We start from the raw sequence: 15,496 nt of genomic DNA on the forward strand, positions 1-15,496 counted from the left end.
GATGTGTATCCCTCAGCATGTTTTTTATCGAATTAAACTGGCTGTACCCTTATATAAAAGTTTCACTTTATTTGGAATTATAACACAAGGATGGCAACACTTTGCATATTCGAAAAATATAAAATATAATAAAAAGAGAAGTTATTTTTATTTACTATATTAAAGGAGGCTGAACAAAGATGAATTTGCTAACTCCATTAGAAGTTGGAACGTTACTGCTACACAATCGATTAGTTTATCCACCTATGGCTACTGCTAAAGCTGATGACAATGGGTTGGTTACTGATGAAATTTTAAATTATTATGATGAAAAAACTGCAGGTGGTTATATTGGATTGATTGTAACAGAACATGCTTTTGTCAACTCAAAGGGAAAGGCTAGCGAAAGACAGCTGTCTATAGCGGAAGATAGAGATATCGAAGGGTTGAAAAAAATAGCTGATATTATTCGTAAAAATGGCTGCAAATCTGTAGCGCAGATAAGCCATGCTGGTGGAAAAGCGAAAGAGGAGGTTATCGGAGGAACTCCGGTAGCTCCATCTAATAGTAGTTTTTTGGATAAAGGTATTCATCAGCTATCGGAACAAGAAGTAGCTGATGTTATTAAAGATTTTGCCGATGGGGCATCTAGAGCAAAAAAAGCTGGTTTTGATGGCGTACAAATTCATTCTGCTCACGGGTACCTTTTAAATCAGTTTTTTTCTCCTATAACTAATAAACGACAAGATAAATATGGGGGTAAACTAAGCAACAGAATAAAAATACACTTAGAAGTTATTAAAGAGGTGCGCAAAGTTGTAGGCGAAGATTTTCATGTTCAAATAAGGTTGGGGGTTTCGGATTTTGAAGAAGGTGGAGTAGATATTGAAGATAGCAAATTCGCGGCAAAAGAATTTGAAAAAGCAGGAGTTGATGTTATAGATATTTCTGGAGGATTAAACGGCTATAATATAGAGGGGTTAACCGGACAGGGCTTTTTTGCACCTTTGACTGAAAAAATCAAGCAAGAAGTATCGGTGCCAGTTGTGCTAACAGGAGGAATAACTGAAGTCGAAGCGGCAGATAGATTATTGAAAGAGAACAAAGCTGACTTAATTGGAGTTGGTAGAGCTATATACAAAGACTCAAAATGGGCAGAGCACGCAATTACAAAGCTAAGCTAATAATGTTGAGCTTTGTGCGTTAAACCGGATTTTGTAAAGTGCATACTGTGACAGGTTAAAGGGGCTGTTTTAAATCTGAACAGCTTCTTTTTGTGAGTATTTTTTGTACGGTAGTATAATTTGTCTAAAGATAAACCTATTCAAAATTATTGACAGTTCATATTTAGTTCATATTCACTTTTTAAAATGGAAACAATAGCTGGTGTATCTGAAAAAAATGAGTTATTTTTACTTCTTCTTAAAAAAATTGATTCTTTAAGTGTTATAGAGATTTTTTAGTAAAAGTCTAATTTTTAACGTGGAGTAAAAGGAGGGTAAAATATGATAAATATTCTGGTGGTGGAGGATGATAAAAATCTTCAGAGACTTATGGAAACAGTTTTAAAGCAACAAGGTTATAATGTTTTTACTGCAAAAGATGGTGTTGCAGCACTAGAAATACTGGATAAGCATAAACTGGATTTAATAATAAGTGATATAATGATGCCCAATATGGATGGTTATACTTTAACGGAAGAGCTTAGAAAATCAGATTATAACTTACCTATTTTAATGGTTACAGCAAAAGAGACCTCTTATGATAAAAAGAAGGGATTTTTAGTAGGGACTGATGATTATATGGTTAAGCCTATAGATATGGATGAGATGGTGCTGCGGGTAGCGGCCCTGTTGCGACGGTCTAGAATTAGAGATGATTATAAGTTAACTATAGGAGATGTAACATTAAACTATAGAACGTTAACAGTTACAAAGAATGAGCAATCTTTGCTGTTGCCTAAAAAAGAGTTTTATCTTTTGTTTAAACTTTTGAGCTATCCAAAGCAAATTTTTACTAGACAGCAACTCATGGATGAGATTTGGGGGTTTGAATCAAAAGCAGATGAACGCACAGTTGATGTACATGTAAAAAGATTAAGAGAGAAGTTTGCTGGCTATTCTGAGTTCGATATAATAACTGTTAGGGGATTAGGTTATAAGGTAGAGGTAAATAAATGAAAAATATTGCTATAAAGCTGTCGGTATTCTTTATTATAGTTATTTGTATTTCCTCTCTTTTATCTTTTGTGGTAACCACCCTTTACACCAGTGATATTGAAAAAGAAATTAGACAGAATCAACAAGAAATAGCTGTTTCGATAATTGCTTTAAATGAAAAAACAGATATAGAAGTTGCTGATATAGTAGAGTCGATGCCCACATATATGTATGATATCAGCATAATAGATAAATTTGAGCTAGAGAAGCAAACAAGTCCTGAACAGTTAGAAAAAATTCAAAATGACGAAATTGCATTTATCCACCCAACTATGTTTCATGACCCTATTACAATTTTTAAGGTAAATGACAAATATATAGAGATAAGCTTATATCACCATAATACGATATTTAAAATTACTGCATCTAGAACATGGCTATCTACGCTACTTTATGTTGGTATTGGAGCTATTTTAATAAGTTTATTGGCCAATAGAGTAGTTAAACCTGTTCTTAGGTTGACTAATGCGACTCAAGAAGTTGCTAAGGGTAATTTTGATATTCAAGTTAAAAATGAAAGCAACGATGAGGTTGGGCAACTAACAAAAAATTTTAATAAAATGACTAGAGAGCTAAAGCAAATAGAATGTTTGCGTAAAGATTTTATAAATAATGTTTCCCATGAGTTTAAGGCGCCAATTGCTTCTATCCAAGGCTTTGCAAAGCTATTACAGCAAGGGGATCTGACGCAAGAGCAAAAAAAAGAGTATACAGGTATAATTGTTGAAGAAACAGCTAGGCTTTCTAATCTTTCCTCAAATATTTTAAAGCTTTCTAAATTAGAAAACCAAGAAATTGTTGAAAAAAGAGTTTTATTTTCTTTAGATGAACAAATTAGAAAAAGCATTCTTGTTCTGGAACATGAATGGAATAAGAAAGATATAGAATTTGACATAACTTTAGAAAAAGTTGAATTTCTAGGAGACGAAGAGATTCTTCAACATGTTTGGATAAACTTACTTGGTAATGCTATCAAGTTTTCTAATTGCGGTTCCGCTGTTAAAGTATCGCTGGAAAAAATAGATAGTTCAGTTAGGGTTAAAGTAACTGACTACGGTGTTGGGATGGATAAAGAAACGAAAAATAGAATTTTTGAGAAATTTTATCAAGGAGATAAAGCACATTCTTCAGAAGGAAATGGGTTAGGTCTTCCTTTGGTCAAAAGAATTATTGATTTATATGATGGTGAAGTTAGAGTTGAAAGTGAATTAAAAAAAGGTACAACCTTTGTAGTTGAACTGCCGTTAGAATAGTTTAAAATCTTAGGAATCATAAATATATGTTCCTAAGATTTTTTTATTTTATTCCTGTAGTTCACAATAAGTTCATATTAGTTCTTTATAATATAAATTGTTAATAGCAATTAAAAATTTCCACGGCAATAAATTTATAGAAAAAAATTATTTTATCAATAATTCATAATGAGTTCATGTTGATGTTTTAAAATAGAATTAGAATCAAAGGAGTGGTTAAGTTGGAAGCTAAACAATATAATTTTGATGTTAAAGAAATAGAGTTGAAAAAAGATGAGTTAACTAGATTTATGATGTCTTATAAATTTGCATTAGAAAAGGTAAATACCAAAATCGATATATTGATGCAGGAGTTTCAGTATATTCATGATTATAACCCTATTGAGCATGTTAAGTCTCGGCTTAAAACTCCTGAAAGCATAATAAATAAAGTTCAGAGAAAAGGTTATGATCTTTCATTGCTATCTATTCAAGAGAACATACAAGATATTGCAGGGATAAGAATAACTTGTTCATTTATTTCGGATATTTATAAGCTAAAGGAAATGTTGGAAAAACAAGATGATATAAAAATTATCGAAGCAAAGGATTATATTAAAAATCCTAAGCCAAATGGTTATAAAAGCTTACATTTGATTTTAAAGGTTCCAGTTTTTATGTCTGATCGAGTAGAGCAAACATTTGTAGAATTGCAGATAAGAACGATTGCTATGGATTTCTGGGCTAGTTTAGAGCATAAAATTTATTACAAATATAAAAAAGATGTTCCAGAAAGACTTTTAAATGAGCTTAAGGAAGCAGCTAACACAGTTTATGAATTAGATAAAAAAATGGAAGTAATCCACAAAGAAACTAATCAGTTGAAAAAATCACAACAATTAAGCAACTTAAATCTAACTAACTATATTGGGAAAGGGTTAACTTTCCATATGTACTAGGGCTGATTTCTTTAATTAAATATTGGGGGTAAGGGTTAATGTTACTATAGGGGGCGAAGTTTAAATAACTTCGCCCCCCTTGTTTATTGTAGGCTACTGCCTGCTGGTAAAATGTCCATTTTGATTTTACTTTAATGGTATTTGAATCTCGGTTATAAACTCTTCTTTTTTTTCAGTGCCGTGGATGTCTAAACGATAGATTTCCATTGCTTGACCAGTAGTCTTATATCCTTGTTCAGATATATAATTTAATGCTGTGCTAAATAATTTTTGACTTTTACTATAATCTCCTCTATATGTAATGGAAAGGTATTTTCCTGCAGGTAAAATTGCGTTATAAATATCTTCATCTTTTTCCACAATAAAAAAAGCTTTTTCATATAAGGTATAATCTTTGCTTTTCATTCCCTCTTGGGAGATTAGAACACCCATATCTTTATTTCCAAACAGGAATAGCTTTTTATCATTTAAACCTTCCAACTTTCTAAAGGCTAAGTCTACTTCGTAGTCGGTGGAAATATTTTCGTCTATAAACAGAATTTTGCGGCTATTGATGTTTTTAATTTCAATTTGCTCTTCTTTTTGGAGTTTGGTAAATTCTTTTAAATGACCTACTTTCTTTTGAAGGGCTTTTTTTACTTTTAATAATGGTTCAATTTCCTGTTCTATAATATCAATCTTCGTTTCCATTAAATTAATAGTACTTCTTATGTCTCTCGTTTTTAAGTAGTTTTTTATTTGATTTGTAGAAAAATTCAATTTGCGCAGATCTTTAATTATGTTGAGCTTCCATATGTCATTAAGGGTATATACTCTATAGCCATTATCGCTTCTAGCTGGAGATATTAGACCTTTTTTTTCATAATATCGTAGAGAGTCTGGCCCTATGTTGTACAATTCTGCTATTTCACCTATGTTATATGTCTTTTTCATTTTTATCCTTCCTTTTCCTTGACCTTGGCATAATACTAAGGTTTATAGTGTTATATGTCACTATTTTAATATTAACCGGGAGGATATAGCAATGAAAAAAGAAGAAAATTTATTTAAACTATTTTTAAAGTATGCAGTACCATCTATATCGGCGATGTGGTTTTTTTCAATCTACACGATGATAGATGGAATATTTGTAGGTAGAGGAGTAGGATCACAGGCTTTAGCAGCTGTTAATTTATCAATGCCATTTATAAATACAATTTTTGCTGTTGCATTGTTAGTTGCAGTTGGTTCTTCTACACTAATAACTTACTATTTTGGCAAAGGCAAAGACCACTATAGTAACAATATCTTCACCTTAAACTTTATAATACTATCTTTGCTAGGTGTAACTATAACCTTATTTACATTATTATTTTTAGAAGAGGTAGCGCTATTTTTAGGTGCTACTGAAGAGACCTTACCCCTAGTTATGGATTATTTAAAAATAATAACTATTTTTAGCACGTTTTTTATGGTGGCATACTCCTTAGAAGTCCTTGTTAAAGCTGACGGATTTCCTTTTTTATCTATTGTGGTAGTTATAATTGCCGCGATAGTTAATATTTTTTTAGATTACCTGTTAGTAATTCGCTTAGATTTTGGTGTTAAAGGTGCAGCAATTGCAACTGGAGCTTCGCAGTTAATTTCTTTTATGATTTTTTTGAGCTATTTTTTATGGGGGAATTCTCGTCTAAAATTTATTAAACCGGAAATAAATTGGAGTTGTATAAAGGATATTTTTATAATAGGGGGACCGGAATCGCTTACAGAGCTTTCTGCAGGTTTTACGATATTTATTTTTAATTTTAGTATAAGTAGAGTTATAGGGGCCGAAGGATTAGCAGCTTTTGGGGTTATAATGTATTTAAATAACTTGGTTATTATGACCATGATAGGAATAAACCAGGGTATTCAGCCTTTAATCAGTTATTTTAATGGTAAAAATGAAACTGAAAAGATATCAAAGCTACTTTCTCTGGCTTTAAAAACCGGGATGGTTTTTTCTGCATTATTCTTTTTATCTTCACAGTTTTTAACAGAGCAGTTAGTCTCACTTTTTATAGATACAGGAGAAATAGAAGTGTTTACTTTATCTGCTGTTGGGTTAGAAAAATTTAGCTTTGGCTTTTTACTGTGTAGTTTTAACATAATCTTATCTGGATACTTTACTGCTTTAAGAAAAACCAAAAAAGCTATGATAATTTCCTTATCTAGGGGTTATATAGTTGTAGCTTTATCACTTATCATTATGCCAGCCTTTTTAGGAGAGGTAGGAATTTGGATGTCTCCGTTATTGTACGAGAGTTTGACGTTGTTATTAGCTGGAACAATATTTTGGAGATACCAAAAGAAAGATAAAGTGACCAAAAAGAACAAATCAACGGCAACTGCCTATAGGGTATAAAGGTAAATATTATTGACAATATTTAGTTAAAGAAGTATCATAATATAAGAAATATGTCTAAATTTTACTATAAATAGCAAATATTTAAGGTTCAATTAATCTTGAATTAAAAGGGAAAACGGTGCAAGTCCGTTACAGCCCCCGCTACTGTAATTAGTGATATTTACAGCAATACGCCACTGGCAAGAGCTGGGAAGGCCGTTGTAAATAGGTGATCTATAAGTCAGGAGACCTGCCTTAAATATTTTATCTTAGACTATTCCTTCGGAGGGGAGGATTGGATTATTTTTTATACCCAAAAAAAGTTAGTTTAAATAAAGGGATAGTGAGCGAAAAATTTAGGGGATTTCTAATCTAAAAAAGAAGGGTGGGGACTATTTAAAAATACATCCCTGTTGGTTAATAGAAGGATGTTATTTTTATGTCAAAAATGGAGAATAAAAGTATGCTACAAGACTGGATAACAAGTTGGAACAAAGTGAAAAAAAACTCAAACAACATGGAGAAATTCTGGGATTTTAGAGCTGAAAGGTTTAATAATAAAGTTCCTAAGAATCCATGTGGGAGTAGCGAGATTGTAGAAATGCTTAAAAATAAAGGGTATGTAGATAAAAAAATGCGGGTATTGGATATAGGGTGTGGTCCTGGTGCACAAACACTAGCTTTAGCTTGTGAGGTTAAAGAGGTAATTGCTACGGATATATCACAAAATATGTTGGATTATTTAAAGAAAAACTCTGATTCTTTAGGTTATGAAAATATAAAATTATTAAAAGGAAACTGGCGGGACATAAAACTTACTCAAATAGGAGGGCAAGGTAGTTTCGATTTAGTTTTTGCCTCAATGACACCGGGAGTAAACTGCTATGAAACGCTGTTAAAAATGATTAAAGCTAGTAAAAAGTATTGTTATCTTAGTGGGTTTGTTAAAAGGAAGGATTTAATTGCTGATGAAATTAAAGAGGTGTTAAAGGGAAAATACAAAAGAGAAGATATGTGGGATGATAAAATTTACTATGCTTTTAATGTACTGTATTGCTCAGGATATTTTCCGGAAATAAAATATAAGCATCGTAATTGGGAAGATGAGATTGAAATAAAAGAAGCAGAAGAGTTTTATAAACAAAAGTTTTCCAACAGTTATACATTAGATGAAAAAGATATGTTTGTAATTAAGAATATCTTGCAGAAACATGAGACAATGGGAAAGGTTAGAGAAAAAACTGAGGTGACCCAAGGATACTTGACTTGGGAAGTGGGAGGACATAAATAATGATAAAAAGAGTTTTGGCTATGGTATTGACAATTTGTGTTATGCTGTTCGGTTTAGTGGCCTGTGGCGAGGCTGAAGATGTTAAAATAAGCGAAAGTGCTGAAGGTGAGTTGCCTACTATAAAATTAGCTGGGGGGGATTGGGGTTATCCTTCGCCATTTTTACATTACCCTAGAGGGCCTGGTGGTTTTAAAATGCAAATGATATTTGATAGTTTGCTAGAGCGGGGAGAGGACGAAATAATACCTTGGTTAGGAAAAGATTGGGAGATATCAGAAGATGGTAAGGTAATAACTTTTGTTCTTGAAGAGGAAGTTTACTGGCATGATGGAGAAAAATTAGATGCCGATGATGTAAAGTTTTCTTTCGACTACTTTGCTGAACATTCACCTGTGTGGAACCCTGTTAAGATTGGAGGCGAACCGTTTATAAAAGAGGTCAAGGCAGTAGATGAAAATAAAGTGGAATTTCATCTTTTAGAGAAGAACGCAACTGCTTTAAATGTTATTGGTGGGGTCCGCATTATTCCCAAACACATTTGGAAGGATGTAGAAGAACCTAACTCTTTTGAAAGCGAGAAAGCTGTTATCGGATCAGGGCCTTATGTTTTGACAGACTACTCTAAAGAACATGAGACTTATGAGTTTACAGCTTTTGAAAATTTTTGGGGTCCAAAGCAAAAAGTAGAAAGGGTGCAGTTTGTACCAGTAAGTGACGATGTAATGGCTTTTGAAAACAATGATATAGATGTAATCACAATAAGTTCAGATTTGAAAGAAAGATATGAAGGAAAAGAAGAGATTGAAATAGTAGAAAATCCTGGGTTTTGGGGATACCGAATGGTGTTTAATTATGAGCGAATTCCAGAGTTTCAAGATCTAGAAGTGAGGCAGGCTTTTGCCTATGGAATTGATAGAGAAGAAATTTTAGAAAGAGTTGGTCGAGGTGCGGGAGTGGTAGGTAGTATGGGATATCTACCGGTAGACCACGTTATGTATAACGATAATGTAAAGAAATATCAATACGATCCCGATAAGGCCCTTAAATTACTAGATGATAAAAATTTAGAATTGGATTTAGTTATAGGGGACGGAACTCAAGAGGTGCGAATGGCAGAGTTGATTCAATTACAATTAGAAAAAATAGGTGTAGATATAACCGTCAGAAGCATGGATATGAAATCTAGAGATGATGCATTGCGTAGCGGTGACTATGATATCTTGATTACTGGTCACGGTGGGTGGGGCTCAGACCCTGACAGCCTACGGAGCAGAATGGTGATTGATGGGTATTATAATGAAGAAATTAGTGAACTAGGCCAAAAACAGTTAATAGAAATTGATCCTGCTAAAAGAGAAAATATTGTTTTTGAATTACAAGAGCTTATTGCAAAAGATGTTCCCATGATTCCTATCTTTCAAAGAAGGGACTATACAGTATATCGCAAAGATGATTATACAGGTTGGATGCATATGTTTGATCATCATAATATGACCCATGGTAAATTATCGTATTTAAAGTGGGAGTAAGATAATGAATAAAAAGAAATTAAATCTCCAGCAGTACCTCTGGATTTTATTAGCGATTTTGGTATTAAACTTTATGATTCCCAGGCTTATGCCTGGGGATCCTTTTACAGTTTTATCTACTGAAGAGGGTGGTGTACATATAGAGTACTCTGAAAAAGAAATTCAAGAGCTTAAAGCGTACTATGGATTAGACCAACCAATACACCGGCAATTTTACAACTATCTAGCTGGTTTGATTAAAGGAGATCTTGGATATAGCATTTACTATAAGACACCTGTTAGTACCTTGATTATGGATCGAATATTGTGGACACTACTGTTGGTCATTCCAGCAATTTTGATCAGTGGAGTTTTAGGGATGATGCTAGGTGTTTTTTCCGGTTTTTATAGAGAGTCTCCTTTAGATAAAGTTATGTATACAGTGTTTGTCGTTATATCAGAAATTCCTGGTTTCTTGATGGCTTTGGCATTACTGTTTATATTTGGAGCTACTTTGAATTGGTTTCCGCTATCGGGGGGGAAAAGTCAGTTTCTGGAATACAGTAGTTGGTTTGAACACGGCTTAGATATACTTAAACACAGTATATTACCTCTAACTGCGTTAGTTTTTACAAGGATAGGAGACTTTTATTTGCTGACAAGAAACACAACTGTATCTATATTAGATAAAGCATATATAAAAACAGCTCGTGGTAAAGGTTTAACTCAAAAAAGAATTCTTTTTGTTCACTGTTTAAAAAATGTATGGCTTCCGGTACTTACAAGAATGCTGTTGAGTTTTGGGGCGTTGATGGGAGGAGCTATATTAGTAGAAAATGTGTTTGCTTATCCTGGTGTTGGTAGACTTATGAGGCAAGGGGTGCAAGTGCGAGATTATCCTTTAATTCAGGGGGCCTTTTTAACGATGACAATGATGGTTTTGTTTATGAATATGCTAGCAGATATGTTATATGGATTTTTAGATCCTAGGGTGAGAAAAAATGAGCAGTAAAATGTTGTGTTATTTCAAAAAAAGCAGTATGTCGGCGAAAATATCAGCATTAGTAATCCTGATATTTTTATTTTTGGGTCTAATGCCAGAAAACTTATTTAGTCATTGCCCTAATACTCCATCAGGACCGTCGTTGCATCCACCATCCAAAGAATTCTGGATGGGAACCGATGATTTAGGGATAGATCTTTTTGCTCAAATTGCTAGGGGAACAAGAACTAGTTTAATTATAGGGTTTGGGGTTGCTACTGTATCCATTTTTTTCGCTGTAGCTGTTGGTTGTTATAGTGGACTTTATGGCGGCAAAAAAGATCAGTACTTGATGCGATTGGTAGATTTGTTTATGACAGTACCTGAACTTCCAACTATGATTGTTTTAGGAGCGTTTTTTGGGCCAAGTATAATAAATATAATTATTGTTCTTAGTGTATTTTCTTGGGTTAGACCTACCCGGATATTCAGGGCTAGGGTGATATCAATAAAAGAAGAGGGATACATAAAGATGGCTAAAGGATACGGAGGTGGATTTTTTTACATTTTAAAAGAACACTTACTATCTGATATGTATCCTTTAATAGCAATTAATTATATTAGATTGATGAGCAGAGCGGTGGTTGCCGAGGCTAGTCTTTCATTTTTAGGGCTAGGAGATCCAACTTCTAAAAGTTGGGGGTTAATTTTAAACCATGCTATGGGATTTCAAGGGATTTACTTTACGTCATATTGGAAATGGTGGGTTGTCTTTCCTTTAGCATTTATGATTTTGTTTGTGTTATGCTTGTCTATCCTAAGTCGCGAAGTTGAAGAATGGCTATAAGAAAGGGGTGAATCGTTATTTTAAAAATCAAGAACTTATCAATTACATACAAAGATAATGAGGTTAAGGTAAAAGCTGTAGAAGATGTAAATATGGCTTTGAAAAAAGGTGATTGCTTAGGGATTATAGGTGAATCAGGGAGCGGTAAGACATCTCTGGGGCTGAGTATACTGGGACTAGTAGATAAAAAAGGTGTTGTTAAAGGAGAAATTTATTATAATAATGTCGCTCTTCAATCCTTGAGTGAAAAACAGTTGCAGCAGTATAGGTGGAAAGAAATTGCAATGGTATTTCAAAACACATTAGATGTATTGAATCCGGTAATGGATTTAGAAAGTCAGATAGAAGAAGTGCTAAAAAAACATACTTGTTTAAAATCAAGTGAAAGAAAAATTGAAATACTTCGGTGTTTTGATTTGGTTGGTCTTGATAAAAAGTGGATAAAAGCATATCCTCATCAGCTTTCAGGGGGAATGCGACAGCGTTTTTTAATAGCTATGGCAATAATATGTAGTCCTAAATTGTTAATTGTAGATGAGCCGTCAACTGCTTTAGATTCTATAAGTAAAGAAGAAATCTTAAAACTCTTAGAAAGGTTGCAAAGTCAAATTGGGTTTTCACTCATTATAATATCCCATGATTTCCAGGTGATACAGCGGTTAAGTCAAAAGGTTATGGTTACATATAGAGGACAGATAATTGAAACAGGTTTAGTAAAAGAGGTTTTGAGGCAGCCGCAGCATCCTTATACTCAAGGATTTATTAATTCATCACTAGAAGTTAACCCTTATGGAGAGCTTTGGGGGATACCTGAAGGAGAGGTTAAAGGTGGCAACGGTAGCAATAAAAATAGTGCTGGATGCTTGTTTTATGATCGATGCTATCAAAGAAAAGAACTTTGTGAAAATCAACGTCCTACCCTTAATTATAGTGCACTAGAGCGTAGGGTTGCTTGCAACCAAGGAGGGGTGAAAACCCTTTTAGAAGGTAAAAAAATTAGCAAAACTTACTTTACTGCAAAAGAGAAAATTAGAGCATGTCAAGATGTTAGTATAAAGGTCAGAGCTGGTGAAGTTGTTTCTTTAGTTGGCCAGTCCGGTTCCGGGAAAACCACCTTAGCTAATTGTTTAAGTGGATTTTTAACTCCTGATGAAGGAGAAGTATTTTTACAAGGTAATAAGCTGAATACTCCACCTTTTATAAATGAAAAGAACGGAATTCAGATTGTGTTTCAAGACCCTTTTTCTGCTACAAATGGAAAATTTTCAATAACCAAAGCTTTAGCTGAACCACTTTACATACTAGGAGAGAGCGATAGTGAAAAAATACAGGAAGCGATTTATAAGGCGTTAAAAATGGTTCAACTTCCTAGGGAAAAAGACTTTTTAAATAGAAGATGTAGTAGTTTAAGCGGTGGTCAACGGCAGCGGGTAGCTATAGCGAGAGCTCTGATAATGGAGCCCAAAATATTAATAGCAGACGAGATTAGCTCAATGCTAGACCCGTCGACAAAAGCTAATATCTTGAGGTTATTAAAGGGATTACAAAATCAAAAGGGATTTAGCATGCTTTATATAACCCATGATTTAAATTTGGCACGGAAAATAAGTAATTTAATTTATGTAATGAAGGATGGAAGAGTAATAGAATCTGGGACACCTTTTGAGGTAATAGGACAAAGTAAGACTGATTATGGCAAAAGGTTGTTTAGAAATCTAAGTTGCTAATTAAATCAAGAGTTTTAAGATAAATGAGTTGGGGATTTTACCCCAGCTCTTTTGGTTAGATAAAAATCACTTAATAGTAAATTAAAATTTAGGTGAAAGGTTTTTTATTTTTGAAAGAGAATAGTTTAATATACAAAGCGCCCTGATTTAAATCGTTAGCTTGGTAATGAGGGTTGTTGAGAGAAATCCTTGAAGTTATGGTAGGATGGGAAGTTTTAGATTTTTGCAGCAAAGGAGGTGAGTATGTGTTTAGTGTTGGAATCTGTGATGATGAAATATCCATTTGTGATGAAATAGAAAGATCTATAAATAAGTATATAGAGATGAACAATGTCGACATTAAGGTGGAAAAGTTTACTTCTGGCAAAGAATTATATATTGAAATAAAAAAGGGAGCAAAATTTGATTTGATTTATTTGGATATAGAAATGAAACAAATGGATGGCATTATGTTAGGGGAAAGAATTCGTAATGAAATGGATGATTATATAACAAAGATTACTTACATATCTGGGAAAAATGGGTATGAGTGTCGGCTTTTTGATGTACAACCATTACATTTTTTGAAAAAGCCCCTTGAGGAAGATAAAATCATTGATTCCCTTAAACTTGCGTTAAAATTAACGGATTATTTTGGTGGATTTTTTTCTTTTAAAAAAGGGCATGAATTATATAAATTGTCACTAAAAGAAATAATTTATTTTGAAAGCGTTAACCGAGAAATAAAAATTGTAACATCTAGTGGTAAAAAACACTATTACTATGGAACCATGGAAGAAGTATTTTCAAGGGTTATTAAGCATCAATTTATTAGAATTCATCGGTCTTATATAATAAATTATCATCATGCTTCTAAATTAAAGTATGAGAAAGTGGTTATGAGTAACAGGGAAGAGTTGCCTATTAGCCAATCAAGGAGAAAAGAGGTCAGGCAATTACAATTGGATTTTGAAAAGGAGAACTACCATTGGAGTTAATTTTTTCTGACTGGGTATATTTGATAACTAATGTTTTTGGTACTTATGTAATATTTAAGTTTTTTACTATTTTTTATCCTAGAGAGAATATAAACAAATTATTAGAAATTCTCTCTTTTATTTCATATTATGTAATTATATCTGCTTTATATATAATTACAAAAACCCCATTGATAATGATTATTTCAAATCTTATTTTGTTTTTGGCTTTGAGCTATAACTATAAAGCTAGCTTTAAAAAAAGAATATTGAGTACTGCACTAATTTATATTATTTTGTCTAGTGTTGATATAATAGTGGCTATTTTAACAGGTTATGTTGGTTTTTCTATTGTAGAGAGGGTTCAAATGGATTCTTTTAATTTTATTACTGTAAACATTGTCGCCTACGGAGTGGTGTTAATACTTTCACGGCACAAAAATATTAAGGGAAACAAAATAGTTCACAAAAGATACTGGCTACTTATCATAATAATTCCACTGGCTTCTATCTACTTAATATTGATGCTACTATCTAGTAAAAACTTTTCTCCATTAAGTTTATTAACTGGTATTACTACTGTTTTAGCTATTAACTTTATAGTGTTATTTCTCTATGATAATATATCGCAGACATTAACCGAAAGTATTGAACAAATAAAAATAACAGAGCAGAATCATTATTATAAAAATCAACTAGGAATAATGGAGTCATCTTTAAAGGAAACAAATAAGATTAAGCATGATGTTAAAAACCATTTAATGGCTATAAATGGACTAATCAACAGTGGAAAAAATCATGAGGCTCAAACTTACTTAAAAGAAATGTTAGATTTATGGGGAGATGAAGTAGAATTTTCTCAAACAGGAAATGTTGTAGTAGATAGCATTTTAAATTATAAGTTGCGAGAAATGAAGTTATTAGGTGCTGACATCTCTCTGGATGTTAACATACCTTCCAAAATTAGTGTGAATTGTTTAGATATTGCAGCAGTTTTAGGAAATTTGTTGGATAATGTAATTGAAGCTTTTAAAAAAGCAAAAGAAAATTTGTGGGTGTTTGTAAAGATTAGATATACAAAAGGAAGGTTAATCATTGAAATAAGGAACTCCTTTGATGGTGTAGTTAATAAAAACAATAAAAAAATTGACACCAGAAAAAAAAATAAAGAAGAACATGGGGTTGGCTTAAAAAATGTCAGCAACATAGTAAAAAATTACAATGGGATAATAGATATTGGCTATAACAATAAGATATTTTCAGTTGTAGTAATGTTATATGTTGATTAAAAAAACACAGTAAACATGGTAGACTTTATTTTACTACATAAACATTAGTAATTCACAACAAAAAAGGGGCATGTTTTAAAACAAAATGTTAAAATAAGTTTTGTGGTGCTGGTAGCCTAAAAAAAGTTAGTGCGTGAGGTGG

The 15,496-nt window shown here is 32.8% G+C and carries 13 protein-coding genes and 1 riboswitch; of the genes, 12 read left to right on the plus strand and 1 reads right to left on the minus strand.

What is annotated here, in order from left to right; translation table 11 throughout:
• The first annotated feature begins 179 nt into the window (after window positions 1–179).
• The 4 genes from PRVXT_RS05275 to PRVXT_RS05290 all read left to right on the plus strand — a co-directional run bounded on the left by PRVXT_RS05275 (window position 180) and on the right by PRVXT_RS05290 (window position 4,389).
• A complete protein-coding gene (locus PRVXT_RS05275) occupies window positions 180–1,163 on the plus strand; it encodes an NADH:flavin oxidoreductase (protein ID WP_350344622.1) in 984 nt (327 codons plus the stop codon).
• Window positions 1,164–1,484: 321 nt separating this feature from the next.
• The gene (locus PRVXT_RS05280; protein WP_350344623.1) at window positions 1,485–2,159 is read left to right on the plus strand and encodes a response regulator transcription factor; all 675 of its coding nucleotides are present in this window, start codon (window positions 1,485–1,487) and stop codon (window positions 2,157–2,159) included.
• Window positions 2,156–3,451, plus strand: a complete 1,296-nt coding sequence (locus PRVXT_RS05285; RefSeq protein WP_350344624.1) for a HAMP domain-containing sensor histidine kinase — start codon at window positions 2,156–2,158, stop codon at window positions 3,449–3,451. The genes PRVXT_RS05280 and PRVXT_RS05285 overlap by 4 nt, the downstream gene beginning before the upstream one ends.
• A 212-nt stretch (window positions 3,452–3,663) precedes the next feature.
• On the plus strand, window positions 3,664–4,389 hold the full coding sequence (locus tag PRVXT_RS05290; RefSeq protein WP_434064309.1) for a GTP pyrophosphokinase: 726 nt from the start codon (window positions 3,664–3,666) through the stop codon (window positions 4,387–4,389).
• Between the two features lie 126 nt (window positions 4,390–4,515).
• Here PRVXT_RS05290 and PRVXT_RS05295 read toward each other — a convergent pair whose 3' ends face one another.
• Window positions 4,516–5,322 (minus strand): MerR family transcriptional regulator, encoded by an 807-nt coding sequence (locus tag PRVXT_RS05295; protein ID WP_350344626.1) that lies wholly within the window; start codon window positions 5,320–5,322, stop codon window positions 4,516–4,518.
• Between the two features lie 91 nt (window positions 5,323–5,413).
• On the opposite strand from PRVXT_RS05295, the gene PRVXT_RS05300 reads away from it, so the two are divergent.
• The 8 genes from PRVXT_RS05300 to PRVXT_RS05335 all read left to right on the plus strand — a co-directional run bounded on the left by PRVXT_RS05300 (window position 5,414) and on the right by PRVXT_RS05335 (window position 15,354).
• Entirely contained in the window at window positions 5,414–6,772 is a 1,359-nt protein-coding gene (locus tag PRVXT_RS05300) for an MATE family efflux transporter (protein ID WP_350344627.1), read from the plus strand.
• Between the two features lie 70 nt (window positions 6,773–6,842).
• Window positions 6,843–7,026: riboswitch (cobalamin riboswitch) on the plus strand.
• 167 nt (window positions 7,027–7,193) lie between these two features.
• Window positions 7,194–8,045, plus strand: coding sequence for a class I SAM-dependent methyltransferase (locus PRVXT_RS05305; protein WP_350344628.1), 852 nt, complete (start codon window positions 7,194–7,196; stop codon window positions 8,043–8,045).
• Window positions 8,045–9,574: an ABC transporter substrate-binding protein gene (locus PRVXT_RS05310; protein ID WP_350344629.1), complete on the plus strand. Its 1,530-nt coding sequence runs from the start codon at window positions 8,045–8,047 to the stop codon at window positions 9,572–9,574. Before PRVXT_RS05305 ends, PRVXT_RS05310 begins: the two co-directional genes overlap by 1 nt.
• Before the next feature lie 4 nt (window positions 9,575–9,578).
• Window positions 9,579–10,565, plus strand: coding sequence for an ABC transporter permease (locus PRVXT_RS05315; RefSeq protein ID WP_350344630.1), 987 nt, complete (start codon window positions 9,579–9,581; stop codon window positions 10,563–10,565).
• An 82-nt stretch (window positions 10,566–10,647) separates the two neighbouring features.
• A complete protein-coding gene (locus PRVXT_RS05320) occupies window positions 10,648–11,382 on the plus strand; it encodes an ABC transporter permease (protein WP_350344631.1) in 735 nt (244 codons plus the stop codon).
• A 92-nt stretch (window positions 11,383–11,474) separates the two neighbouring features.
• A complete protein-coding gene (locus PRVXT_RS05325; protein ID WP_350344632.1) occupies window positions 11,475–13,109 on the plus strand; it encodes an ABC transporter ATP-binding protein in 1,635 nt (544 codons plus the stop codon).
• A 245-nt stretch (window positions 13,110–13,354) separates the two neighbouring features.
• On the plus strand, window positions 13,355–14,086 hold the full coding sequence (locus PRVXT_RS05330; RefSeq protein WP_350344633.1) for a LytR/AlgR family response regulator transcription factor: 732 nt from the start codon (window positions 13,355–13,357) through the stop codon (window positions 14,084–14,086).
• Window positions 14,077–15,354 carry a sensor histidine kinase gene (locus tag PRVXT_RS05335; protein ID WP_350344634.1) on the plus strand — a complete coding sequence of 426 codons (1,278 nt, stop codon included), beginning with the start codon at window positions 14,077–14,079 and terminating at the stop codon, window positions 15,352–15,354. The genes PRVXT_RS05330 and PRVXT_RS05335 overlap by 10 nt, the downstream gene beginning before the upstream one ends.
• The last annotated feature ends 142 nt before the right edge of the window (window positions 15,355–15,496 follow it).

Origin of the sequence: Proteinivorax tanatarense, from assembly GCF_040267685.1 — a bacterium.
In the GTDB taxonomy this organism is placed as follows: Bacteria; Bacillota; Proteinivoracia; order Proteinivoracales; family Proteinivoracaceae; genus Proteinivorax; species Proteinivorax tanatarense.